Source organism: Mesorhizobium sp. WSM4823, from assembly GCF_055811195.1.
The window spans coordinates 115631-138146 of the sequence record NZ_JBVVQL010000010.1; the positions used below are offsets into that span (position 1 = coordinate 115631).

The 22516-nt window shown below is 62.5% G+C and carries 26 protein-coding genes; 10 read left to right on the forward strand and 16 right to left on the reverse strand.

The genetic code is table 11. From position 1 onward, the window contains the following. Positions 1-23: 23 nt before the first annotated feature. Together AC0L26_RS22865 and AC0L26_RS22870 are read left to right on the forward strand one after the other, a co-directional pair. Positions 24-554, forward strand: coding sequence for a DUF934 domain-containing protein (locus AC0L26_RS22865; RefSeq protein ID WP_473634624.1), 531 nt, complete (start codon positions 24-26; stop codon positions 552-554). 138 nt (positions 555-692) lie between these two features. Then, on the forward strand, positions 693-1313 hold the full coding sequence (locus tag AC0L26_RS22870) for a DJ-1/PfpI family protein (RefSeq protein ID WP_473634625.1): 621 nt from the start codon (positions 693-695) through the stop codon (positions 1311-1313). A 42-nt stretch (positions 1314-1355) separates the two neighbouring features. Here AC0L26_RS22870 and AC0L26_RS22875 read toward each other — a convergent pair whose 3' ends face one another. Together AC0L26_RS22875 and AC0L26_RS22880 are read right to left on the reverse strand one after the other, a co-directional pair. After that, entirely contained in the window at positions 1356-2378 is a 1023-nt protein-coding gene (locus AC0L26_RS22875) for a fatty acid desaturase (RefSeq protein WP_473634626.1), read from the reverse strand. A gap of 146 nt (positions 2379-2524) precedes the next feature. Next, complete coding sequence (locus tag AC0L26_RS22880; protein WP_473634627.1) at positions 2525-2761, reverse strand: hypothetical protein; 237 nt, start codon at positions 2759-2761, stop codon at positions 2525-2527. A gap of 239 nt (positions 2762-3000) precedes the next feature. Here AC0L26_RS22880 and grpE point away from each other — a divergent pair, with 239 nt between their 5' ends. Next, a complete protein-coding gene (gene grpE, locus AC0L26_RS22885) occupies positions 3001-3636 on the forward strand; it encodes a nucleotide exchange factor GrpE (protein WP_473634628.1) in 636 nt (211 codons plus the stop codon). A gap of 96 nt (positions 3637-3732) precedes the next feature. Here the strand turns inward: grpE and olsB are convergent, their stop codons facing one another. The 11 genes from olsB to sppA form a co-directional block, all read right to left on the reverse strand. After that, positions 3733-4608, reverse strand: a complete 876-nt coding sequence (olsB, locus tag AC0L26_RS22890; protein WP_473634696.1) for a l-ornithine N(alpha)-acyltransferase — start codon at positions 4606-4608, stop codon at positions 3733-3735. 178 nt (positions 4609-4786) lie between these two features. Beyond that, positions 4787-7075 carry a hybrid sensor histidine kinase/response regulator gene (locus tag AC0L26_RS22895; RefSeq protein ID WP_473634629.1) on the reverse strand — a complete coding sequence of 763 codons (2289 nt, stop codon included), beginning with the start codon at positions 7073-7075 and terminating at the stop codon, positions 4787-4789. A gap of 109 nt (positions 7076-7184) precedes the next feature. Then, positions 7185-8174 carry an acrylyl-CoA reductase (NADPH) gene (gene acuI / locus AC0L26_RS22900; protein WP_473634630.1) on the reverse strand — a complete coding sequence of 330 codons (990 nt, stop codon included), beginning with the start codon at positions 8172-8174 and terminating at the stop codon, positions 7185-7187. Positions 8175-8226: 52 nt separating this feature from the next. After that, positions 8227-8727 carry a signal peptidase II gene (lspA, locus tag AC0L26_RS22905; protein ID WP_352935724.1) on the reverse strand — a complete coding sequence of 167 codons (501 nt, stop codon included), beginning with the start codon at positions 8725-8727 and terminating at the stop codon, positions 8227-8229. 8 nt (positions 8728-8735) lie between these two features. Further along, on the reverse strand, positions 8736-9593 hold the full coding sequence (locus AC0L26_RS22910) for a TrmH family RNA methyltransferase (RefSeq protein ID WP_473634631.1): 858 nt from the start codon (positions 9591-9593) through the stop codon (positions 8736-8738). Next, positions 9594-10622 (reverse strand): RsmD family RNA methyltransferase, encoded by a 1029-nt coding sequence (locus tag AC0L26_RS22915; RefSeq protein ID WP_473634632.1) that lies wholly within the window; start codon positions 10620-10622, stop codon positions 9594-9596. An 88-nt stretch (positions 10623-10710) separates the two neighbouring features. Continuing rightward, positions 10711-11196, reverse strand: a complete 486-nt coding sequence (locus tag AC0L26_RS22920) for a DUF1772 domain-containing protein (RefSeq protein ID WP_473634633.1) — start codon at positions 11194-11196, stop codon at positions 10711-10713. A gap of 141 nt (positions 11197-11337) precedes the next feature. After that, entirely contained in the window at positions 11338-12303 is a 966-nt protein-coding gene (gene lhpI, locus AC0L26_RS22925; protein WP_473634634.1) for a bifunctional Delta(1)-pyrroline-2-carboxylate/Delta(1)-piperideine-2-carboxylate reductase, read from the reverse strand. A 34-nt stretch (positions 12304-12337) separates the two neighbouring features. Beyond that, entirely contained in the window at positions 12338-12670 is a 333-nt protein-coding gene (locus AC0L26_RS22930; RefSeq protein ID WP_126104883.1) for a lipopolysaccharide assembly protein LapA domain-containing protein, read from the reverse strand. An 80-nt stretch (positions 12671-12750) separates the two neighbouring features. After that, a complete protein-coding gene (locus tag AC0L26_RS22935; protein ID WP_023797441.1) occupies positions 12751-13035 on the reverse strand; it encodes an integration host factor subunit beta in 285 nt (94 codons plus the stop codon). A gap of 68 nt (positions 13036-13103) precedes the next feature. Further along, complete coding sequence (gene sppA, locus AC0L26_RS22940; protein WP_473634635.1) at positions 13104-14057, reverse strand: signal peptide peptidase SppA; 954 nt, start codon at positions 14055-14057, stop codon at positions 13104-13106. A 319-nt stretch (positions 14058-14376) separates the two neighbouring features. Between sppA and lptC the strand changes: the two genes are divergently transcribed. From lptC to ptsN, 6 genes are all read left to right on the forward strand, one after another. After that, positions 14377-15090 (forward strand): LPS export ABC transporter periplasmic protein LptC, encoded by a 714-nt coding sequence (gene lptC, locus AC0L26_RS22945; protein ID WP_352935415.1) that lies wholly within the window; start codon positions 14377-14379, stop codon positions 15088-15090. Next, entirely contained in the window at positions 15077-15697 is a 621-nt protein-coding gene (locus AC0L26_RS22950) for an LptA/OstA family protein (RefSeq protein ID WP_473634636.1), read from the forward strand. The genes lptC and AC0L26_RS22950 overlap by 14 nt, the downstream gene beginning before the upstream one ends. After that, positions 15697-16512 (forward strand): LPS export ABC transporter ATP-binding protein, encoded by an 816-nt coding sequence (gene lptB / locus AC0L26_RS22955; RefSeq protein WP_473634637.1) that lies wholly within the window; start codon positions 15697-15699, stop codon positions 16510-16512. Before AC0L26_RS22950 ends, lptB begins: the two co-directional genes overlap by 1 nt. 189 nt (positions 16513-16701) lie before the next feature. Further along, the gene (gene rpoN, locus AC0L26_RS22960) at positions 16702-18228 is read left to right on the forward strand and encodes an RNA polymerase factor sigma-54 (RefSeq protein WP_473634638.1); all 1527 of its coding nucleotides are present in this window, start codon (positions 16702-16704) and stop codon (positions 18226-18228) included. A 267-nt stretch (positions 18229-18495) separates the two neighbouring features. Next, on the forward strand, positions 18496-19080 hold the full coding sequence (gene hpf / locus AC0L26_RS22965; RefSeq protein ID WP_473634639.1) for a ribosome hibernation-promoting factor, HPF/YfiA family: 585 nt from the start codon (positions 18496-18498) through the stop codon (positions 19078-19080). 131 nt (positions 19081-19211) lie between these two features. Further along, the gene (ptsN, locus tag AC0L26_RS22970; RefSeq protein WP_095488401.1) at positions 19212-19676 is read left to right on the forward strand and encodes a PTS IIA-like nitrogen regulatory protein PtsN; all 465 of its coding nucleotides are present in this window, start codon (positions 19212-19214) and stop codon (positions 19674-19676) included. Positions 19677-19748: 72 nt separating this feature from the next. Here ptsN and AC0L26_RS22975 read toward each other — a convergent pair whose 3' ends face one another. Together AC0L26_RS22975 and AC0L26_RS22980 are read right to left on the reverse strand one after the other, a co-directional pair. Further along, the gene (locus AC0L26_RS22975) at positions 19749-20006 is read right to left on the reverse strand and encodes a BQ00720 family protein (protein ID WP_258122204.1); all 258 of its coding nucleotides are present in this window, start codon (positions 20004-20006) and stop codon (positions 19749-19751) included. A gap of 164 nt (positions 20007-20170) precedes the next feature. After that, the gene (locus AC0L26_RS22980) at positions 20171-20596 is read right to left on the reverse strand and encodes an Hsp20 family protein (RefSeq protein ID WP_352935401.1); all 426 of its coding nucleotides are present in this window, start codon (positions 20594-20596) and stop codon (positions 20171-20173) included. A 143-nt stretch (positions 20597-20739) separates the two neighbouring features. Between AC0L26_RS22980 and AC0L26_RS22985 the strand changes: the two genes are divergently transcribed. Beyond that, on the forward strand, positions 20740-21681 hold the full coding sequence (locus AC0L26_RS22985) for a nucleoside hydrolase (RefSeq protein ID WP_473634640.1): 942 nt from the start codon (positions 20740-20742) through the stop codon (positions 21679-21681). 153 nt (positions 21682-21834) lie between these two features. Here AC0L26_RS22985 and AC0L26_RS22990 read toward each other — a convergent pair whose 3' ends face one another. Continuing rightward, entirely contained in the window at positions 21835-22449 is a 615-nt protein-coding gene (locus tag AC0L26_RS22990) for a LysE family translocator (RefSeq protein WP_473634641.1), read from the reverse strand. Positions 22450-22516 lie beyond the last annotated feature (67 nt).

The window sequence follows — 22516 nt, forward strand, 5'->3', positions numbered from 1 at the left end:
CTCTGAGTTTTAGGATTTTTTTGATGACCGCACAGACACCGGAGACCCGCCTCTGGACCCCGCAAGGCTTCCGCGAAGACGAGTGGACCCATGCTGAGAGTGCCGATGCACTGTCCGGCAACGGCCGTTTCATCCTGCCGCTGCAGCCGTTTCTCGACCTCGACCCGGCGGTGCGCCGGTCGGCTAAGGAACGCCTCGGCGTGCTGCTGCAGCCCGGCGACCAGCTCGAAAAGATCGCGGACCTGCTCGACCAGACATCGCTGGTGGCGTTGGCTTTCCCGGCTTTCAGTGACGGCCGTTCCTTCTCCAAGGGAGAATTGCTGCGCAGCCGCTACCATTTCGAAGGCGCGGTCCGCGCCACCGGGCAGGTTCTCGTCGACCAGCTACCGCATATGCTGCGCCTCGGCTTCGATGAGTTCGAAGTGTCGCATCCGGTGCTTTTGAAGCGGCTCGAGGCAGGCCGTACCGGCGGTCTGCCGCTGTACTATCAGCCGACCGAGAAGCCGGAGGCCAAAGGTCCCAAATATTCCTGGCGGCGCGTGCGCGCCGACTGATCGCGATCGCCGAGCAGATCGCGGGACCTGGTCGGACCACCTTGCAAGTTCAGTCTTTTATTTTCGGTGTCCTGCTCTTAGGATAGGCTCATTATTTCGTGCTCCGAAATAAATATAGCACCAAGGGAGGAATCGGGAATGGCTGGTAAGAAGATATTGATGCTCGTTGGCGAGTTCAGCGAGGAATACGAGATTTTCGTCTTTGAACAGGCCATGCATGCGGTCGGCCACACGGTCCATGTCGTGTGTCCCGACAAGAAGGCGGGCGATATACTGAAGACGTCGCTGCACGATTTCGAAGGTCATCAGACCTATACGGAAAAGCTTGGCCACGATTACATTCTCAACAAGACCTTTGCCGAGGTGAACCCGGCTGAATACGACGCCGTCTATGCGGCGGGTGGGCGCGGACCGGAATATATCCGCATCGACAAGCGCGTGCAGGCGTTGGTGCGGCATTTCCATGAAACCGGCAAGCCGATCTTCACCATCTGCCATGGCGCACAGATCCTGATGGCGGTTGATGGCGTGCTACGTGGCAGGGAAGTCGCGGCGCTGCAGTATTGCGAGCCGGAAGTCACGCTCGCCGGCGGCACCTACATCGATGTCGCGCCGACCGGCGCCCACGTCGACGGCAATCTGGTGTCGGCCAAGGGCTGGCCAGGCCTCGCCGCGTTCATGCGCGAATGCCTGAAAGTGCTCGGCACCGAAATCCGCCACGGCGAGATCCTGATGCGCGACGAACGCAAGGCGGCTTAAGCAAGGCTTGGGAGCCGCCGCACCTGTGGTGCGGCGGTGCGTTTAGGCAGTCATCCGCGCTTCGCGAAACGAAACCAGCTTGCTGCGGCTCTCATCCCACAGCGCCAGCTTGACGCAGCGCAGGCTGTCGAGAAGCGTGACGCGACCGATTTCGCGCAGTTCCGGATAGTCCCTCAGGACCTCCTGCAGCCGGTAGCATGGCACCTTGGCGGAGAGGTGATGCACGTGATGGACGCCGATATTGCCGGTGAACCAGTTCAGCACCGGCGGCAGGTCATAATAGGACGAGCCGTGCAGGGCCGCGTGCTGGAATTCCCACTCGGAGTCCTTTGCCCACTCGGTCTCTTCGAACTGGTGCTGGACGTAGAACAGCCAGATGCCGGCGGAACCGGCGAGGATGACGATGGGCAAATGGACAACCAGGAACGCTTCGAGGCCGACGGACCAGATAAGGCCGGCGGCGGCGACCGCGATGGCCACGTTGGTGGCCATCGACGACACCCAGGGCGTGAGTCCACCTCGCATCATGCCGACCGGCAGTCTCTGCTCAAAGATGAAAAGCCAAATGGGGCCGAGGCCGAACATGACGAGCGGATGACGGTAGAGACGATAGGCAAGGCGGCCACGCCAGGACATTTGCCGATATTCGGCAACAGTCAACGTCCTGATGTCGCCCGTGCCGCGCTCATCGAGATTGCCGGCGCTGGCGTGATGGGTTGCGTGGGCACGCCGCCAGCAATCGTAGGGGGTCAAGGTCAGGATGCCCAGCCCGCGGCCTATCCAGTCGTCGGCCGTGCGGTTGGCGAAGAATGAGCCGTGGCCGCAATCATGCTGGATCATGAAGATCCGCACCAGAAAGCCGGCGGTTGGAAGGATGAGGATCAGCCCCCACCAATGGCCATGGGCATAGGCAGCCGAGGACAGCGCCCACAGCGTGGCAAAGGGGATGAGGGTGATGGCAAGTTCGACGGCGCTGCGCCGCCTGTCGGGTGTTTTGTAGCGCGCCAGGATCTTCAACCAGGCACGTTTGCTGTTCGCCACAGCTTCGGGGGAAATCATGTTCATCAGGAAGCATAGACGGACCATTCCGTCGCCGCAAGGCAACGATCACGCCAAGTTACTGCGCGTAATTGTCGCGCGACGCGCTAGCCGCAAAGTGGAAAGTCATGCTTGGGTTCCGGTGGCACGCAACGACAGGCGAGTGTGTTGGCCTACCGCCTGCGGCCACGGGCGGCTATGCTGCTTTCGATGCCTTCGAGGCGATCGAGCAATTCCTTGAAACGATCGGGAATGTCGTTCTGCGTCCGGAACGCCGGCAGCGCGCGCAGAAAGCGCTTCGTTGCCTCGGCGCCGAACTGGCGCCTGATGCCGGCCGCGAGCCTTTCACGTCTTTCGTCATTGTTGCGGGCGCCATTTTTGTTACGGTCGCCGTTGTTGCGGGTTGTCATTTCAAAATCCTGTGTCGGCTTCGAAACTCTTCCGGCAGACGAATGGTTCCCCCATCGCAGCATCTTGGCAAGCAAAGCCGGCGATTAAAGTAAAATTTGAATTAATATCGAAAGGTCTTCATGATGCGCCGTCGAAGCGCGAGTCCTCCTCCTCAGTATCGCTTGCCCCTTGATTTTTGGCCGCCAAACCTCGATATCGGGCACAAAATCCACACCATTCGAAATGACGGGAAATGGCGATGAGCGACCAGGCAAAAGACGAACGCGCGCCCGATGAAGCCGAAACGACCGAAGCTGCCACCGAACACACGCAAGGCAGCGTCGACGGCGACTATGAGGCGCTTGTGCGGCTGCTGAAGGAAAACGACGAGTTGAAGGACCGCGCGCTCCGCGTCGCAGCCGAAATGGAGAATCTGCGCCGTCGTACCGCCCGCGACGTGCACGATGCGCGTGCCTATGCGGTTGCCAATTTCGCCCGTGACATGCTGTCGGTATCGGACAATCTGCGCCGCGCGCTGGATGCGATCCCGGCCGAAGCCAAGGCGTCGGGCGATGCCGGTTTCAAGGCGCTGATCGAGGGCGTCGAACTCACCGAGCGCGCCATGCTATCGGCGCTGGAGCGGCACGGAGTGAAGAAGCTCGAACCGGAAGGCGAGAAATTCGACCCGAATTTCCACCAGGCGATGTTCGAGGTGCCCAATCCGGAAGTACCGGCCAACACGGTGGTCCAGGTCGTGCAGCCGGGCTATTCGATCGGCGAGCGGGTGCTACGGCCGGCTATGGTCGGCGTTGCCAAAGGCGGCCCCAAACATGCGGCGAGCGAAGCTCCGGTCGAGCCAGGGCCGGTGAATGAGCAAGCTGAGAAGGATGCGTAAATTGGTGAATGGTTAGTAGTGAGTAGTTGGCAAAAGTAGTGTCCAGCAGCCAAACGGCTTCGTGCTACCGGCCATTCACTATTCACCATTCACCATTCACGCGGCGAAACGCTGGGCTTCCCCGCCATAGTAGTTGACGTAGCGGGCACCGATCTCCTTGACCGGCATCACGACGAACACATCGACGGTGGAGAATTCGCGGTCGATGACGCAGCCGTCGCCGATGCGCGCTCCGACGCGCAGATAGCCTTTGACCAGCGGCGGCATCGCCGCGATCGCGGCCTTGGGATTGACCGCCTCGATCGGCATCAAATCCATGGAACAGTAGCGCCCGGCGACTGCGCGCACATCCCAGGCCGAGTTCGTCCGGCAGTGATGGGCGAGATAGGTCAGCGCCTCGGCGTGCGCCGCCGGCACGGTGCCCGGGAACGAGGCGCAGCCGGTCATCACGCCGATGCCGTAATGGTTGATATAGGCCCAAATGCCTTGCCAGAGCGCCTCGATGGTGCGCTTCGAGCGGTATTCCGGCAAGACGCAGGAGCGGCCGAGCTCGAGGAAACGCTGGCCGGGATGGCGGGCGATGAGCTTGGTCAACTCGAATTCGCCCTCGGAATAGAAGCCACCGGCGGCGGTTGCGATTTCCTGCCGGAGCAGGCGGTAAGTGCCGACAATGCGGCGGTGCTCGGGACCGGACAGAGAGGTGTCGAAGACCAGCAAATGATCACAAAGCGGATCAAAATGGTCGGCGTCGCGGCGGTCCTGCACCTGGAACAGGTTCTTCCTGGCGCCAAGCTCGTCATAGAAAACCCGGTAGCGCACTTCCTGCGCGGCGGCGACCTCGGCCTCGTTGCGGGCGAGCCGCACTTCAAGGTTGCCGATGCGGCCGAGCGCTTCGCCTTTTATGACGGCATCGACGTTCCGCCCAACGAGCAATGCGCTGCTGGCGTTCGGCCGAGTGTCACATTCCGGCATAACTGTATGCACGAGTGATTCTCCTTCGAGCCATCCCTCTTGGCACGGGGATACGGTGTAGGTGCAACAGGATTGTGACAGTACCGTGATACGGCGTTGCCGGCAATACTTCGTCGGCTGGGTAATCCCTCAACCGGCTATGTTACGCCGGGAAAGCTTAGAAGGGCAGCCCGGCGGATCACGCAGCAACCTGGCCTTCGACCGCATGGACAAGCGCGTCGGGATCGAGCGGCTTGGTGACGAAGCCGCTGGCGCCATGGGCAAGCACGGCATGGCGGGTCTTTTCCTGACTGTCCGCCGACAGCACCATGATGGGAACCGGCGGCACGGCGGTTTCCTCCTCGTGCCGGCGGATGGCGGCGATAGCGTCCAGCCCGTCCATCACAGGCATGTGCAGGTCCATCAGCACCACGTCGAAGCGGTGCTTGTGGCCGCTGCCGGTGACGGCCTCGACGGCGGCCTTGCCGTTGGCGACCACCTTCACGCGATGCCCGGCCTTCAGCAGCGTGGCACGGGCCAGCATGGCGTTGATGTCGTTGTCCTCGGCGATCAGCACGGACAGGCCCTGCTGGCGGCTGCCAATGGCACGGACGGATGGCGCGTCGCGCTTTTCCGGCTGTGGCTGGGCGAGGGTGGGTACGCTACTGCTCAAAAGCACGCGCAGCAACGTCTCGCCACGCACCGGCCTTGCCAGGAAGGTGGTATAGCCGCTGGCGCGGAATTCGCCCAGCATACCGCGGTCGGTCGGTGCGATCAGCGTGATCGCTTCGCAGTCGGCAAAGCCGCTCTGGCGAAGGCGCTTGAGCAGCCTGCCGTCGCTCTCTTCCATGGCCGCGTCGACCAGAAGCACGTCACAGCCTTGGGCGAAGGGTTCTGCCTGGGCGGCGGTCGCGGCCAGATCGACCATGCCGCCATTGGCGCGGATGGTGCGGGCGATGGCGTCGGCCTCGATGGCGTTTTTCGACAGGATCACGGCGCGCCGGCTCGACAGGGCATTCCGGCGGTTCTGCGATGCTTCGGTGGCCGATGTTGCAGGGATTTCGAAGACGAATTCGGAACCGTGACCGAGCCGGCTCGATACCGAAATCGTGCCGCCCATGGCGATCACCAGACGTTTGGAGATGGCAAGACCAAGACCAGCGCCGCCATGCGCGCGGGTCGACGAGCCATCGACCTGTTCGAATTCCTCGAAAATGCGTTCCAGGTCGTCCTCGCTCAGGCCGGGACCCGTATCGGTGACGCTGAAGCATATGCGGTCAGTGGTTTCGGTGCGGGCGCGAGCGACGTTCAGCAAAACGCCGCCGCTGTCGGTGAACTTGATGGCGTTGCCGATCAGGTTGAGCAGAACCTGCCGGACCCTTCCCGGATCGGCTGATATCATCTGCGGCACGTCGGGCTCGACATGGCAGCCAATGCCGATGTTTTTGGCGAAGGCGCGCGCCGCCAAGAGCTCGATGATGTTGTCGGCGATCTCGCGCACCGACATTGGCTGCGGTTCGGGATCGAAGCGGCCGGCCTCGATCTTGGAATAGTCGAGCAGATCCTCGATCAGCGCCAGCAGCGCGCTGGCCGATGTCGACACGGCGCCGACATAGGTCCGTTGTTCAGGCGAGAGGTTGGTGTCCGCCAGCAGTCTGGCCATGCCCATGATGCCGTTCATCGGCGTGCGGATCTCGTGACTGACGGTGGCGAGGAAGCGCGATTTGGCTTGGCTTGCGTATTCGGCTCGCTCACGGGCGGTGATCAGCGACGATTCGGCGTGCTTGCGGGCGGTGATGTCGCGGGCGATGGCGCGATGCGAGGCGGCGCCGCTCTCCTTGTCACGCACGGACAGTTCGATCCATGAGAACCAGCGCGGCCCGTTCGGCGTGCTAATGGCGACATCGGTTGAGCTCAGGCATTCATGGTCGGAGAAAGCGGCGTCCGGAACGATGCCAACGTCGATGCCGAGTTCGGCCAGGGTCCTGCCGGCAAGATCGCGCTGGTCGCTGCCGACAAGATCGGCAAAAACCTTGTTGGCATAGACGATGTGGCCGTCACGATCGCGGTGGACGATGAGATCGCCAAGGGCGTCGATCAGCCCGCGAAAGCGCTCCTCGCTCTCCTGCATCTCCCACATGCGGTCGGCCAGGGTCTCGACCTCGGCGTGGCTGCGAGCGGTGGTCTCGCCAAGGAGGGCAACCGCGCGGCGCTCCGTGCGCCTGGCATTCAAATGCACGACAAGGCCGGCCATGCCAGTCGCCAAAAGGCCGACGGTGATGAAGATCGGCGCTCCGGTCAGATGCGACAGGCCTGCCAGCACGACGATGGCGACGAGCGTCAGGAACGGCAGGCCATCACGATTGGCGGCGGGCAGTTCGGGCGCCAGTGGCGGCGCTGCGATATGCTGGCGCCTTGGCGCCTCGGGGCGAATCCCGTCAACGTTTTCAGCGCTCTCCGTTTGCCTGATGCCGGGTTCCGTGACCATGCGGATTCCTTGGCAGACAGAGATTATGGAAAATTGCGGCAGTTCGTTCGAATTTTAGCAGTCGCGCGGTTTTGACGTCCTTTCGTGCAAAAACTGCAGACAACAGAACTCACATGTCCACCACCACGCGGCCACGGATCTTGCCGTCGACGATGTCGTGCGCGGCGTCGATGATGCCGTCGAAGCCAATGGTCGTGGACAGGCTGGCGAGCTTCTGGAGGTCGAGGTCCGTGCCGATGCGGCGCCACGCCTCCATGCGGACCGCTTTTGGCGCCGTCACCGAATCGATGCCGAGCAGACAAACGCCGCGCAGGATGAACGGGGCGACGCTCGCCGGCAGATCCATGCCGCCGGCCAGGCCGCAGGCGGCGACGGCGCCGCCATAGGAGGTCATCGAAAGGACGTTGGCCAGCGTGTGACTGCCGACCGCGTCGACGCCGCCGGCCCAGCGTTCCTTGGCAAGCGGCTTTGCCGGCCGGGCAAGCTCGTCGCGCGAAATCACTTCCGCCGCACCGAGGTCGATTAGATAGGGGCTTTCAGAGCTGCGGCCGGTCGAGGCGATGACGTGATAGCCGAGGCTGGACAGGATCGAGACCGCGACCGAGCCGACGCCGCCGGCCGCGCCCGTCACCACCACCGGGCCGCGATCGGGCACGATGCCGTGCCGTTCCAGCGCGATGACGCAAAGCATGGCGGTGTAGCCGGCGGTGCCGATCGCCATGGCATCATGGGGGCTGATGCCCTGAGGCAGCGGCACCAGCCAGTCGCCCTTGATACGGGCGCGCTCGGCATAGGCGCCAAAATGCGTCTCGCCGACGCCCCAGCCGTTCAATATGACCTTGTCCCCCTTGCGCCAGTCGACATGGGAAGACGAGATGACGGTGCCGGCGAAATCGATGCCCGGCACCAGCGGCCAGCGGCGGATCACCGGGGCCTTGCCTGATATGGCGAGGCCGTCCTTGTAGTTCACCGTCGTTGCCTCGACGGCGACGGTGACATCGCCTTCCATCAGGTCGGCTTCGGTGAGGTCGGTCACTGCGACCGACTGTTTCTTCTCGGCGTCGCGCGAAACGAGGATGGCTTTGAAGGTTTCCGGCATGTCTTCTCCTCGGGCTTTTCGAATGGGCACTGTATGGCGGCGGAAGGCCAGGTCAATCGCCGGAGGGCTCGGGCTCCCGCCGCCAACCGATGAGTTCGTCGAAGACGACCAGCACCGCGCCGATCGCGATGAAGGCGTCGGCGAGGTTGAAGATGGCGAAGGACCATACCGGGGTGTGGAACAGGATGTAGTCGATCACGTGACCATAGGTAGCGCGATCGAACAGATTGCCGAGCGCGCCGCCGACGATCAGCGCAAAGCCGATGCGGGTCAGCACGTGGCCGGGCGGAGTGCGGGCCGCGAGATAGAGCACGAAAGCGACGACGAAAGTGGCGATGACCACCAGGCCGGTGTCGCCGAAGGACGAAAACATCGAGAAGGCAATGCCGGTATTGTAGGTGCGATACAATGCCAGGAACGGCACAAGATCGACCTTTTCCTGAAAGGCGAGGCCGGTCTCGACCAGGTATTTGACCCACTGGTCGAGCGCTACCGCGGCGGCGACCAGCAGGACGTAGGGGAACCATGATTTTGCCGTTTGGGATTTCACCATTTGGGATGTCACGGTTTGGCGTCCTCCGGGGCAAGTTTCAGCGCGCTACGCCGGATCTCGAACAGCATAATGCCGGTGGCCACCGCGAGATTAAGCGAATCGGCCCGCCCGGCTTGTGGAATCCGCAGTAACCTGTCGCAGCTTTCGGCAAGGCTGTCTGGCAGGCCCTGCTGTTCGTTGCCCATCATCAGCAGCACCGGGCCTTTGGAAAAGTCGACCGAACGGTAGTCGACCGCGCCCTTCAGGTGCGTGCCGGCGACGAGACCGGGAAAGCTTTTTCGCCAGGCAAGAAAGGTTTCCGGCGTCGCCTTGGCGACCGGCACGGCGAAGATCGAGCCCATGGTGGCGCGCACGGTCTCGACGGAAAAAGGATCGGTGGTGTCGCCGACCAGGATGACGCCCTTGGCGCCGACGGCATCGACGGTGCGGATGACGGTTCCGAGATTGCCGGGGTCGCGCACACGATCGAGCGCCACCCAGACGTCGCCGTCGTGAGCGCGGATGTCTTTCAGCGGCAGGATCTTCTGTGAGAAGACGCCGACCACCATTTGCGGGTTGTCGCGGCGGGTGATGGCGACGAGCACTTTCTCCGAAACTTCGAGCACGGTGCCGCCGGCGGCGACGGTGCGCGCCGCGACTTTTTCGACCGCCGCATTGCCGCGCCCAGCCTTGGCGAAGACCAGCGTCCGGATCGACCAGCCGAGGTCGAGTGCGTCGATGACCAGCTTCAGCCCCTCGGCCAAGAAGGCGTTCTGCTGGTCGCGGAATTTCTTCAGCGCCAGTGCCTTGATGTCCTTGATCAACGGATTGGCGAGGCTAGTGACTTCCTTCACTTGCCCTGGGGCGCCCGCCTGCCGCTCACTCATTCAGGCCACCCAGCGCGAGAACAGCGACGTGGACAACGCCCGGCCGGCGGATTTCTCGCGGATGATCAGTTCGCCGGATTCGACCGTGCCGCCCATGCCTGCGAAGGTGTCGCGCATCAAGGCATGGATGGCGAAGAAGGAAGCGCGGATCGAATAGGCCGTCAGCACAACAGCAAGCGGCTTCGGCGTCAGGATCGAGCGGCAGAGGTCGGTCAGATCAGGCAGGTCCTCGAACAATTGCCAGACCTCGCCCTTTGGGCCGCGGCCATAGGCCGGCGGATCGAACAGGATAATGTCGTAGCGGTTGCCGCGGCGCTCCTCGCGCTCGGCGAATTTCATGGCGTCGTCGACGATCCAGCGGATCGGCTTGCTGCCGAGCCCTGCCAGCTCCTGGTTCTCCCTGGCCCAGCCGATCGCCTTCTTGGACGCATCGACATGGGTTACCTCGGCGCCGGCACGGGCCGCCACCAGCGATGCAAGGCCGGTATAGCCGAACAGATTCAGCACCTTGACCGGCCGCTTCGCTGCCGAGATCAGCCCGGCCATGTGGTCCCAGTGCGAGGCCTGCTCGGGGAAGACGCCGACATGGCGAAACGAGGTGAAGCGGCCGAGATAATCGATGCCCTCATGCTTCATCGGCCAGGTCTCGCCGAGCGGCGTCCTCGGGAAACGCCAGCGGCCGATGCCTTCCTCGTCGGTATCGCCGGTGAAAATGGCGTCGGCGCGATCCCAATCTTTGGCCGGCAACGCCTTTTGCCAGATCGCCTGGCCTTCGGGCCGAACGATGCGATAGGGCCCGTACTGCTCGAGCTTTTGCCCGGCGCCGCTGTCGAGCAGCGCGTAGTCGGCGTTGGGCGACACTTCGAGAATTACCGGAAGATGTTCGGCGGGCAGGGCGCCGTCGCGGCGGGAAAGAACGCGCGGCACGGCCTTAGGCTCCGATGCTGTGCCGGTTGCGCGCGGTTCCGCTCCGCCCTTTGCGAACTGATGCGGGCGGCTGTCGCGGCGTTTGTCGCGAAAAGGTTTCAAAGAGGAGCGTCTCCGGGGCGACTTGGCCCGCTTCTGCCACAGCACATTCACCGGCGCAACAAACGCGGTCGCTGGCGATTCCGAACGGTCAGCCGCGCTTGATGCAAAGCAGGGCGACAACCAGCAATACAAAACCAACGGCCTTGAAGCCGGCGACGATCATATGGCCGGTTTCCCAGCGCAGCCGGATCGCCTCGAAATTTTCCGGGATCGGTCCCGGCACCCAGGTGGCCAAAACATCGTTCGCAGGCTTGACCAGAGCTGACCACATCGCAAGAGCCGCCGCAAAGAGCACGGCAGCGGCCAATGCGAACCAGAACGCCGGGCGGTCATTGCGCAGCATCCATGCAAGGACCCCCGGACAACCGATCGCTGCCACATCAAGCGGCGCGCCAATCACGGCAAACAACTGGAACTGGGCGTTGAACACGGTCGCCTCACGCCAGAGAGAAGGCGGCCATTTCGTTAGCCGGGGAACCGATTCCAGGACATGGGCGAAGGATGGTCCAAGGCTGAGCGCGGCGACGACGGCGGCCAGGATCGACCAGAACAGCAGGAACCCGCGTATCTCCATAACGTCCGAACAACGGCGTGATGCGGGAGATGTTCCCGTCCGGATGGCAGTAGGGGAGTAGGGGAGTAGGGCAGTAGTAAGTGAATAGTGAAACCATGACTAGCACGAAGCCGTACAGGGTTGGTATGGCTCCCTACTGCCCTACTGCTGAAGCGCCTTGTACACTGCAATGCCGGCGGCGAGGTCTTCGAGGGCCGCACCGACCGACTTGAATAGGGTAATCTCACTAGGAGTTTGCCGGCCTTTCTTCTCACCGCGCGCCAATTCATGCAGGTCGGCGACGATGGCTTGCGCCTTCAGCACGCCCGAGGCCAGCGGCTGGACGATGTCGCCCGCCTCCTTGGTGGCGCCTGCCCGGGTATCGACATAGACGCGGGCGCGCGCAATCGCATCGTCGTCGCTTTCGCGCATATCAGGCGTGAAGCCGCCGACCAGATCGACATGGGTTCCCGGCTTCAACAGCGCGCCCTTGATCAGCGGCGTGGTCGTGATTGTCGCCGACGAAACGATGTCGGCCAAGCCGAGTTCGGCGTCGAGATCGCTCGCGGCGGTGGCGGCAAAACCCTCGGCGCGCAATTTCGCCGCAACCTTTTCGGCATTGGCCGGCGTGCGGTTCCAGATGCGGATCGTGGTGATCGGCCGCACCGCCGAATGCGCCTTGGCGAGGAACGGCGACAGCGTGCCGGCGCCGACCACCAGCAGCCGTGAAGCGTCCTCGCGGGCCAGATAGGAGGTGGCCAGCGCAGAGGCGCAGGCCGTACGCCACTGCGTCAGCCGCTGGCCGTCGATCATGGCCTCGGGCTCGCCGGTGGCGCCATCGAGCAGGAGGTAGAGCCCCATCACCGCGGGTTTGCCTGCGGCGTTGTTGTCGGGCGACACCGTGACGACCTTGACGCCGATATGGCCGCCCGCCGACGTGCCGGCCGCATTGAAGTCGGTCCAGGCCGGCATCAACAGCAGGGTCGACGCCGCGCCATCGGGCCGTTCGACCGTGTGGTGATGTCTGACCGGTTGTACCGCACCATCGCGAAAGGCCGCGCGCAGCGTCTCGACCAGTCCGGGAAAGGTCAGCGCGTGATCAACCTCGGCGGCCGAAATGGTCAGCATGAGAAGCTCCGCGGCGGGAAAGCGCTGTCAGCGTTCAGCTCGTCGGCTTCGGCAAGGCCGGGCCTTGTGGCGCAGCCGGTGCGCGGCTGACCGCCTGGCGCAGGTTCTCGGCCTCGACGCCGCGCTGGCGCGCCAGCTTGCGATAGCGGCCCTGCTTGACCCAGGTCGCCAGGCTGCCGACGACCATGCCGATGGCGAGAGCCAGGAACAGGAAGATGAAAAGCGGCAGCGTCATCGTCAGTGCCGGATTGCCGGGATTGAACGGGTCCAGGGTGAAGGCGACCGGATCGCGGTTGGCGACGGCCAACGCAATCAGGATGACAGCCAGCGGCACGAAGACCACGATGAGCATGAAGCGATTGAACATGGAATTTCCTGTCGAAGGCGGCTCTACAGAGGGCCGGGCTCTGCTGAAAGGCCGGCACGGCGGATGAGCCCGCGCGGCGTTTATTTGCCGCTGTTCAGCCTTTCACGCAATTCCTTGCCGGTCTTGAAGAACGGCACCCATTTCTCCTCGACCTCGACGGATTCGCCGGTGCGCGGATTGCGACCGGTGCGGGCGGGGCGGTTTTTCACCGAGAAAGCACCGAAACCGCGCAGCTCGACCCGGTTGCCTTCGGCAAGCGCGTCGGTGATCTCGTCAAAAATCGCGCCGACAATGTTTTCGACGTCGCGCAGGAAAAGGTGCGGGTTGCGTGTGGCGATGATCTGCACAAGTTCGGATTTGATCATGAGAAGGCTCCCCGTGAAAACAGTGCGGTCAAATTATGAGGATGATTTTATTTGCTTTTTCACTCGTCTCAAGGGTGCCAGACGGAAACGAGACCGTCAAGAAACAAGCGGTTGGCGCCAAGTTCGTGAATAATGTCGCCGCCATAGTCGGGAAGGCCGAGCGCACTGCCGATGGTTCGCGCCATCGCCTTCGAGAACAGGAAGCCGCCGCCTTCCGTATCCTTCCACTCCACCACCTTGAGCTTGGCGTCCACGCCCTTGGTTGCAAGCCAGTCGATCGCTTCGGTTTCGCCACCGACCGCGTCGATCAATTTGTTGGCAACAGCCTGCCGGCCGGTGAAGATCGATCCGTCGGCCAGCGCCAGCGCCTCCGGCTTGGTCATGTTGCGGCGTTCGGCGACGATGCCGACGAACCAGTCGTAGCTGTCCAGGATGAGCTTGCGGACCATGGTGCGTTCGTCGTCATTGGTCGGCTTGAAAGGCGATGGCGAGGCTTTCAACGGCGAGGATTTCACTTCCTCGAGCTTGATGCCGAGCTTGTCCATAAGGCCGCTGACGTCAGGATACTGGATCAGCACGCCGATCGAGCCGACGATCGAGGATTGGCGCGCGACGATATGATCGGCCGCGGTGGCGATCATATAGCCCGCCGATGCGGCCAGTGTGCCGACTTGGGCCACCACCGGCTTTTCGGCGGCTAGCTTGCGCACCTCCTCATAGATCGATTCGCCACCGACGGTGGTGCCGCCCGGCGAATCGATCGACAGGATCACGGCTTTCACCCTTGACGATTGACGGATGGCATTCAGCCGTTTGATCAGGTCCTCGTCTTCGGTGATGGTGCCTTCGATCTTGACCTTGGCGATATGGTCGACCGCCGCGCCGGTGAATTCGCCACCGTAAAACCAGGTCGAAAGGGCGATCAGCCCAGCCGCTGCGACAACAAGCGCTGCGACGCGCCAGAATGTCAGCTTGCGGCGCAAGCGGCGGCGGTCGATCAGGTCGTCGGCTCTCAGTGCCATGGTCAGCCTCATAGTCGGTGGGAGCAGATGCTTTTAAAGCAACCATCCGCGTCCGGCTACCGATTCCTGACGAGCATGCGACCGAGACAGAGTTTCCCGAGTCCCGAGCCGGCCTTTCAAGGAGGCATCAAGACCAGTCCACAGGCTCTAACGCTGTCCGCTTGTATCTGATATGACATGCAAGTTGTGCCGGGCTCATTCGTTTTGTGCAACAGCAACCGTCACACTTTTGCGGTTTTCCTCCGCTTGTGCTTGCTTGAGGGTGCCGGCATCCCACCTATAGGGTGCTTGGCGGCAGGGGTTTAAAAAGAAAGCAGTTATGTTAGCGCGACCGATCGAACCGACCAACACCGAGACGGAGTTGGCCCCCCCAGACGTAGGCCCGGCGCGGGTCGACGCCTTCGGCATTGCCCAGCGCCATTCGCGCCGCGTGCGTATCTTGAAGCTGGCGGTGCCGCTGGTCGCTGCCGCGATCGCGGTCGCCTTCCCGGTTTATTCGTATCTCGCGGCGCCTGTCTCGATCCAAATCCAGGCCGACGGCAGCGCCTTCTCTGATGGCAAGCTGGTGATGGCCAACCCCAAGCTCAACGGGTTCACCAAGCAGAAACTGCCCTATTCCATGACCGCCTTGCGCGCCATACAGGACGTGAGCAAGCAAGGCATCATCGACCTGGAGGGCATCGACGCCAAGCTGCCGCTCTCGGCCGACAATGTGGCGGCCGTCAATGCCTCGCACGGCACCTACAATCGCGATGGCAACACGATGAGCCTGACCAGCGATGTCACCATAACCACCACCGATGGCTTGGAGGCAAAATTCAAATCGGTCTTTCTCGACATGGGCGAAGGCACTATGAAGACGAATGACCCGGTCGACGTCAGCCGCGCCGGGTCGCGGATCACCGCGGATTCGATGTCGATCCAGGACAACGGCAAGATCGTGGTTTTCGAGAACAAAGTGCGTGTCAACATCGATCCCGCCAGTTTGAAGGCGGCAGAGGCAATAGGCGGAGCATCCAATGCGGTTCAGTAGTTCGACACGGCTCGTGACCGCGGCTTCGGCATTGCCGGCCCTTGGACTGGCCTTGGGGATGGCTCTGGGGCTGGGCTTGGGAATGCCGCCGGCTCTGGCGCAGTCCAAGGCCACCAGCCAGCTGTCGGGCCTCAAACTGTCCGGCGACAAGCCCATCCAGATCGAAAGCGACAAGCTCGAGGTCCGCCAGGCGGACAGCGTCGCGGTGTTCACAGGCAATGTAAGCGTCGTCCAGGGCCCGACCGTGCTCAAGGCCGGCAAGATGACCGTTTATTACGCCAAGGATGCCGGCGCTGCCGCCAAGGGCGTGGAGGCCGCCGGTGCCGCGATGACGGGCTCGGCCAATATCGACCGCCTGGAAGTCGACAACAAGGTCTACATCAAATCGGACGACCAGGTCGCCACGGGCGACCGCGGCACTTTCGATATGAAGACGGAGGTGCTGGTGCTTTCGGGCGGGAAGGTCGTGCTTTCGCAAGGCGACAATGTGCTGGTCGGCTGCAAGCTGACCGTGCAGATGAAGAGCGGCCTGGCCCAGGTCGATGCCTGCGGGGGCCGCGTCATGATGTCGATCACGCCGCCGAAGTCGGGAGCAGCGAAGCCCTGATGGTCGAAGTAGCATCGCTGATGGCGCGTCTTTCAGGACGCGCCGACAGCAAACTTGCGGCACCGGCCACGGTCGCCGATGCGGCGAAGTTCAAAGGGACCTTGATCGCGAAGGGCCTGACCAAGAGCTACAAGGGCCGCAAAGTCGTCAGCGGCGTGACGATCGGCGTGCGCGCTGGCGAGGCGGTCGGGCTGCTCGGTCCCAACGGCGCCGGCAAGACGACCTGCTTCTACATGGTTACCGGCCTGGTGCCGGTCGACGAAGGCACAATCGAAATCGACGGCTTCGATGTCACTTCGATGCCGATGTATCGCCGCGCCCGCCTCGGCATCGGCTACCTTCCGCAAGAAGCATCGATCTTTCGCGGCCTAACCGTCGAGCAAAACATCCGGGCCGTGCTCGAAGTGGTCGAAAAGAGCCGCAAGGAGCGCGAACGCAGTCTCGACGAACTGCTCGAGGAGTTTCACATCAGCCATCTGCGCAAGGCTCCATCTATGTCGCTTTCCGGCGGTGAGCGGCGGCGTCTGGAAATCGCGCGCGCATTGGCGACTCGCCCCGCATACATGCTGCTCGACGAACCTTTCGCCGGCATCGATCCGATCGCCGTCGCCGATATCCAGCAACTCGTGCGCCATCTGACGGCGCGGGGCATCGGCGTGCTCATCACCGATCACAATGTGCGTGAGACGCTTGGCCTAATCGACCGCGCCTACATCATCCATGCCGGCCAGGTGCTGACCCATGGCCGGGCCGACGAAGTGGTCGCAAACCCGGATGTGCGGCGGCTTTATCTCGGTGAGGGATTTACGCTTTGAGCGTGAATGTTTCTGTCTAAACGGGTTTTTGACGCGAGACAGGCCCTTTTCTCCGATTTCTCGTCCGAATAACGCGCCGACAGGCGAGTTTTGATCGCCATCGCCTTGACAAGCAAAAGCCGGGCCAGTTTCTATGCCCAACTCCTTCCGGGAAATCCGGATGCGTAGACAGGGCGTTTAAACCGAACCATGGCGTTGGCGGCAAAACTACAGCTACGACAGTCCCAGTCGCTGGTGATGACGCCGCAGCTGATGCAGTCGATCCGGCTGCTGCAGTTCACCCACATCGAGCTGGAACGTTTCATCGACGACGAGATCGAGCGCAATCCTCTGCTGGAGCGCGCCGAGCCGCAGGACGATGCCGTCAGCGACCAGACGCAGAAGATCGACGCTGCGCCGGAAATAGCTCCCGGCGGCGATTGGTTCGAGACGGAAACGGCGTGGAGCGCCGAGGCGATCTCGGAAAAGCTCGATACTTCGCTGGAAAACCTGTTTCCCGACGACCCGGGTACCAGCGAGCGGCTCGGTCCCGACCTGACGGCCCAATGGAAGTCGGCCTCCGGCAATGGTTCGGCGTCCTCCTCCGACGGCTTCGACGTTGCAGATATGGCGGCCGCCGCCATCACGCTGCGCGAGCATGTCGGCGAACAGGTCGCGCTTGCCTTCGCCGACCCGGCAGCACGCTTGATCGCCAGCGAACTGGCCGATGGCCTCGACGAGGCCGGCTATATGCGCGCCGACATGGCGGAGATCGCTGCCCGTCTCGGCACCGACAGGATGGCGGTGACGAATGCGCTCGCGGTCTGCCAGACATTCGAGCCCGCCGGCATCTTTGCGCGCGATCTCGCCGAATGCCTGTCGCTGCAGCTTGCCGTCCGCGACCGGCTCGATCCGGCGATGAAGGCCTTGATCGCCAACCTCGAACTCCTGGCGCGGCGCGATTTCCAGGCCCTGAAACGGATTTGTGGGGTCGACGAGGAGGATCTGCTCGACATGCTGGCCGAGATCCGTGCGCTCGATCCGCGCCCGGGAATGGCGTTTTCGGGCGGCGCCAGCGACGCGATCGTCGCCGATGTCGAAGTGCGGGCGGCCAATGACGGGAGCTGGGTGGTCGAACTCAACTCCGAAACGCTGCCGCGCGTGCTGGTCGACCATATCTATTTTGCCCAGGTTTCACCGCATGCGAAGAACCAGACGGAAAAGGATTTCCTGGCGGAATGCCTGCAGAACGCCAACTGGCTGACGCGCAGCCTCGACCAGCGGGCGAAGACCATACTCAAGGTCGCCTCGGAAATCGTGCGCCAGCAGGATGCTTTCCTCGTCCACGGCGTGCGTCAGCTGAAGCCGCTCAATCTGCGCACGGTGGCCGATGCGATCGGCATGCACGAATCGACCGTCAGCCGGGTCACCGCCAACAAATACATGCTGACGCCGCGCGGCGTGTTCGAACTGCGCTATTTCTTCACAGCTTCGATCGCGTCGTCGGGTGGCGGCGACGCGCATTCGTCGGAGGCGGTGCGCGACCGCATCAAGCAGTTGATCGACGAGGAGAAACCTGTCGACGTGCTTTCCGACGACGCTATTGTGGATATGTTGCGGGAAAGTGGCGTCGATATCGCCAGGCGCACGGTCGCCAAGTATCGGGAGGGCATGAATATTCCCTCGTCGGTGCAGCGCCGGCGTGAAAAACGCGCTTTGGCCAGCGCCGGGCGTTGATCTCAGGCGGAATTTCCATAGCTTTCGCGCTTCATTGACAAGCCGCAACGAAGTGGCTAGAAGCCCGCCCGCATGAGACGGGCTACTGCCCGCATGCGGATGGTCCGTCACGACGTTGGCCACGGGACGGTCAAGAAGGCGGCTTGTGATCAACCGGAAAGTTCGGATTTAAAATCGGCGCAAGTGACGCCGCAAAGCTTGTGCGCACAGACCACGGGTATAAACTCGGGACAGTTTGAAGCCTGAGCAAGGAAGGTCAGTTTTCAGATGACACTGCGCATATCAGGAAAACACATGGATATCGGCGATGCGTTCCGTACGCGCATCAACGACCGTGTCGGAGAAGTGATCGGCAAATATTTCGATCGGGGCTTTTCAGGGCAAATCGTCGTCGTCAAATCGGGATCGCGCTACACGGCCGATTGCATGATCCGGCTGGATTCCGGCGCTTCACTGCAGGCGACCGGCGAAGCCCAGGATCCGACGCTTGCTTTCGAGGCCGCGGCGGATCGCCTTGAAACCCGCCTTCGACGCTACAAACGTCGGCTGAGGTCGCACAATTCAGGCAGCGCCAATGGCGAACCCACCGACATCGCCTATACGGTGATGGCGCCGCTTGCCGACGACGATGAGGACATACCGGAGAATTTCGCGCCGGCCATCGTCGCCGAATCAACCATGACGCTGCGGACTATGTCGGTGGCATCAGCCGTGATCGAACTCGATGCCAAGGACAGCCCGGTCCTCGTCTTCCGCAATGCCGGAAACGAGCATCTCAACATCGTCTATCGCCGGCCGGACGGAAATATCGGCTGGATCGATCCGTCTACGACCAAGGTCGCGCAAGGATGACGACCCAGGGTCGCACAGGGATGACGACCTGGGGTCGCACAGAGATGACGGCCAAGGCCGCACTGGGATAAGGAACCAGCCGCACGCGTGAGTGAGGGCTGGCGACGGCAGGCGAACAAGGGATTTCAAGTATGGATCTGAGCGATCTTATCAACGTTCCGGCGATCTTGCCGGCGTTGAAGGCGAACTCCAAGAAGCAACTGCTGCAAATGCTGTCCGAAAGGGCGGCGGCGATTTCCGGCATTCCGGAACGGGAGGTGTTCGACACCATTTTGCAGCGTGAACGGCTGGGCTCGACCGGTGTCGGTAACGGCATCGCCATTCCGCATGGCAAGCTGGCGGGGGTGAAGCGGATCGCCGGCGTTTTCGCCCGGCTGGAGACGCCGGTCGATTTCGAGGCGCTGGACGATCAGCCGGTCGACCTTGTGTTCCTGCTTTTGGCGCCCGAAGGCGCCGGCGCCGACCACCTCAAGGCACTGTCGCGCATCGCGCGGGTGCTGCGCGACGCCGACACGGTGGCCAAGATCAGGGGCACCCGCGACGCCGCAGCGATCCACGCGCTTTTATCGGATACACAGGCCTCGCACGCGGCCTGAGCTGTTTTGATCAGATCCGTTCAAGGGCCGCCGCGAGCGGCCCTGTCCGTTTCTAACCAGATCGTGCCGTAATTAGTGGATGGCGACCGGCGTAAGGTCGTTTTCCAGGGCACCTGCCAGCGCCCGGTCACGGGCGTCAGAAAGCAGGATCGGCTGGCCATTGGCCGCAAAGAGCGCCCAAAGTTCCAGGCCGGGCGCGATTTCGCCGAGGCCCGGGAAACGGCCGCGCAGATCGTCGCTCGACACTTTCCTGAGATAGGCGACCGAACCTTCGCCGAGATGGGCGAATTCGCCGCTGGTCATGATGAGATTTTCGTCAGTTCTGGTCATTTCAAGCCTCCTTGGCGCGAGGACGCCGCTCAAGGCCGCCCCGCATGAGAGCCATTAGAGCGCCGTCCAATTGGACGCACAAAGGACGCTCTAACTCTTTAAGTCTGCTGCATCGTGCTTTCGGAAAATCGGCTCCGATTTTCCGGCCGATGCAGTGGTGAAGATCAGTCTTTCACCGATATGTTTATTTTCCGTACCAGCCGTTCGGACTCGGGCCGATCGAGATCGATCGACAAAAGGCCGTTCTTCAGCTCCGCTGCGATCACCCGCATGCCGTCGGCCAGCACGAAACAGCGCTGGAACTGGCGCGCGGCGATGCCGCGATGAAGAAATTCGCGCTCGGTGTCGTCGTTCTGACGGCCGCGCACGACCAACTGGTTTTCTTCCGTGGTGACATCGAGATCGCTTTCGGCGAAACCGGCGACGGCTAGCGTGATGCGCAGCCTTTCGGCCTTGCCATCGGCGCCGCTGAGGCGCTCGATGTTGTAGGGAGGGTAACTGTCACCCGACTTCGCCAGACGCTCCAGGGTCTTTTCCATCGCGTCGAAGCCCAGGAGAAGCGGGCTGGAAAAGGGCGTCATTCGGCTCATGTTACACTGTCCTCTCAAGAGCGACATAAAGTGGAAAAACCCGGATGGCATTTTTCCCGATGGTCTTGATATGGTCCGCCCCGCGGTCAAGTTCAAGCCGTCAAAAGCCCCGCCCAAAAAGACTACCCAAACAAGGAATTGAAATGCCCCAATCCCGCAAGATCATCATCGACACGGATCCCGGCCAGGATGATGCCGTCGCCATATTGCTGGCGCTTGGCAGCGCCGAGTTGGAAATCGTCGGCATGACCGCCGTCGCCGGCAACGTGCCGCTGAGGCTGACCGAAAAGAATGCACGCAAGATCTGCGAACTGGCCGGCAGGCCAGACATCAAGGTCTATGCCGGCGCCATCCGGCCGCTGGCGCGTGAACTGGTTACTGCCGAAGAAGTGCATGGCGAGAGCGGGCTCAACGGACCGCAATTGCCCGAACCAACAATGAAACTGCAGGACCAGTACGCGGTCGATTTCATCGTCGAGACGCTGATGAAGGAAGAGCGCGGCACGATCACGCTCTGCGCGCTCGGACCGCTCACCAATATCGCGCTGGCGCTGATCCGCGAGCCGAAGATCGCGCCGCGCATCAAGGAAATCGTGCTGATGGGCGGCGGCTTCTTCGAAGGCGGCAATGTCACACCGACCGCCGAATTCAACATCTATGTCGACCCGCATGCCGCCAATGTCGTGTTCAAATCCGGCATTCCGATCGTAATGATGCCGCTCGACGTCACCCACAAGGCGCTGACCACGGCCAAGCGCACGCAAGCCTTCCGCAAGCTCGGCACCAGGGTCGCCACGGCCACGGCGGAGATGCTGGAGTTCTTCGAGCGCTTCGACGAGGAGAAATACGGCACCGATGGCGGACCGCTGCACGACCCCTGCGTCATCGCTTATCTGTTGAAGCCGGAGCTGTTCAGCGGCCGCAACTGCAACGTCACCGTGGAAACCGCCTCGGAGCTCACCATGGGCATGACCGTGATCGACTGGTGGGGCGTGACCAAGCGGCCGAAGAACGCCATGGTGATGCGCGACATCGACCATGATGCGTTTTTCGCGCTCTTGCTGGAACGGCTGGGGCGGCTGTGAAAGCTCCCTTCTACCCTGTTCACGGGGAGAATGTCCCGGCAGGGGGATGAGGGCAGCGCACCCGTCGGTATTTTTGCTTGCAACCTTGGAGCGGCCCTCACCCGGTCGCTGCGTGACCACCCTCTCCCCCGTAAACGGGGGCGAGGGAAGGGCTCACTTCGCCTTTGAAAACGCCAGCCATAAGCCGCCGCCGACCAGAAAGCTGCCGCTGATCCGCGACAGCAGCTTGACTCGGCTGGCCGAGAGCAGGCGCCCGGCGCGGCCGGCGGCGAGCGCGTAGATCGAATCCGACACTGCGGCGAAGATCATGGCGGTGAGACCCATGACGCCGATCTGCAGCGCGTAGTTGTCTTCAGGGGCGATGAATTGGGGAAAGAAGGCGCCGAAAAACACCAGCGTCTTGGGATTGCTGACCGCTACTAGCAGCCCCTGCAGAAAAAAGCCGCCGCGCGGTGTCTTCGCCGATCCGTCGGCGTTCAGCTTGCCCTTGGAGCGGAACATCTGCACGCCCATCCAGATCAGATAGGCGGCGCCGATCAGCCTGACCCATTCGAACCAATGGCCCATTCCCGCGATCAGCGAGGTCAATCCGATGCCGACAATAGCGATCATGATGGCCAGCCCGGCCTGCGTGCCGGCGACATTGGCGAGGCCGGCGCGGGAGCCATGGCGGATGCTATTGGCGATGATCAGCGTGACCGTCGGTCCAGGCACCAGGATAATGACGATGCAGGCAACGACATAGGTAGCGTAGAGTTCCAGCGACATGGTTTTCCTCGACAATATGCGGCTTGCGATGCGGTCGACGGTGATCAATGCATGACAGCAGCGCCGG

Excerpts from the sequence above, each read along its gene's own strand:
- AC0L26_RS22865 (WP_473634624.1), top strand. The coding sequence starts at position 24 with ATGACCGCACAGACACCGGAGACCCGCCTCTGGACCCCGCAAGGCTTC.
- AC0L26_RS22870 (WP_473634625.1), top strand. The coding sequence starts at position 693 with ATGGCTGGTAAGAAGATATTGATGCTCGTTGGCGAGTTCAGCGAGGAA.
- AC0L26_RS22875 (WP_473634626.1), bottom strand. The coding sequence starts at position 2,378 with ATGAACATGATTTCCCCCGAAGCTGTGGCGAACAGCAAACGTGCCTGG.
- AC0L26_RS22880 (WP_473634627.1), bottom strand. The coding sequence starts at position 2,761 with ATGACAACCCGCAACAACGGCGACCGTAACAAAAATGGCGCCCGCAAC.
- grpE (WP_473634628.1), top strand. The coding sequence starts at position 3,001 with ATGAGCGACCAGGCAAAAGACGAACGCGCGCCCGATGAAGCCGAAACG.
- olsB (WP_473634696.1), bottom strand. The coding sequence starts at position 4,608 with ATGCCGGAATGTGACACTCGGCCGAACGCCAGCAGCGCATTGCTCGTT.
- AC0L26_RS22895 (WP_473634629.1), bottom strand. The coding sequence starts at position 7,075 with ATGGTCACGGAACCCGGCATCAGGCAAACGGAGAGCGCTGAAAACGTT.
- acuI (WP_473634630.1), bottom strand. The coding sequence starts at position 8,174 with ATGCCGGAAACCTTCAAAGCCATCCTCGTTTCGCGCGACGCCGAGAAG.
- lspA (WP_352935724.1), bottom strand. The coding sequence starts at position 8,727 with ATGGTGAAATCCCAAACGGCAAAATCATGGTTCCCCTACGTCCTGCTG.
- AC0L26_RS22910 (WP_473634631.1), bottom strand. The coding sequence starts at position 9,593 with ATGAGTGAGCGGCAGGCGGGCGCCCCAGGGCAAGTGAAGGAAGTCACT.
- AC0L26_RS22920 (WP_473634633.1), bottom strand. The coding sequence starts at position 11,196 with ATGGAGATACGCGGGTTCCTGCTGTTCTGGTCGATCCTGGCCGCCGTC.
- lhpI (WP_473634634.1), bottom strand. The coding sequence starts at position 12,303 with ATGCTGACCATTTCGGCCGCCGAGGTTGATCACGCGCTGACCTTTCCC.
- AC0L26_RS22930 (WP_126104883.1), bottom strand. The coding sequence starts at position 12,670 with ATGTTCAATCGCTTCATGCTCATCGTGGTCTTCGTGCCGCTGGCTGTC.
- AC0L26_RS22935 (WP_023797441.1), bottom strand. The coding sequence starts at position 13,035 with ATGATCAAATCCGAACTTGTGCAGATCATCGCCACACGCAACCCGCAC.
- sppA (WP_473634635.1), bottom strand. The coding sequence starts at position 14,057 with ATGGCACTGAGAGCCGACGACCTGATCGACCGCCGCCGCTTGCGCCGC.
- lptC (WP_352935415.1), top strand. The coding sequence starts at position 14,377 with ATGTTAGCGCGACCGATCGAACCGACCAACACCGAGACGGAGTTGGCC.
- AC0L26_RS22950 (WP_473634636.1), top strand. The coding sequence starts at position 15,077 with ATGCGGTTCAGTAGTTCGACACGGCTCGTGACCGCGGCTTCGGCATTG.
- lptB (WP_473634637.1), top strand. The coding sequence starts at position 15,697 with ATGGTCGAAGTAGCATCGCTGATGGCGCGTCTTTCAGGACGCGCCGAC.
- rpoN (WP_473634638.1), top strand. The coding sequence starts at position 16,702 with ATGGCGTTGGCGGCAAAACTACAGCTACGACAGTCCCAGTCGCTGGTG.
- hpf (WP_473634639.1), top strand. The coding sequence starts at position 18,496 with ATGACACTGCGCATATCAGGAAAACACATGGATATCGGCGATGCGTTC.
- ptsN (WP_095488401.1), top strand. The coding sequence starts at position 19,212 with ATGGATCTGAGCGATCTTATCAACGTTCCGGCGATCTTGCCGGCGTTG.
- AC0L26_RS22975 (WP_258122204.1), bottom strand. The coding sequence starts at position 20,006 with ATGACCAGAACTGACGAAAATCTCATCATGACCAGCGGCGAATTCGCC.
- AC0L26_RS22980 (WP_352935401.1), bottom strand. The coding sequence starts at position 20,596 with ATGAGCCGAATGACGCCCTTTTCCAGCCCGCTTCTCCTGGGCTTCGAC.
- AC0L26_RS22985 (WP_473634640.1), top strand. The coding sequence starts at position 20,740 with ATGCCCCAATCCCGCAAGATCATCATCGACACGGATCCCGGCCAGGAT.
- AC0L26_RS22990 (WP_473634641.1), bottom strand. The coding sequence starts at position 22,449 with ATGTCGCTGGAACTCTACGCTACCTATGTCGTTGCCTGCATCGTCATT.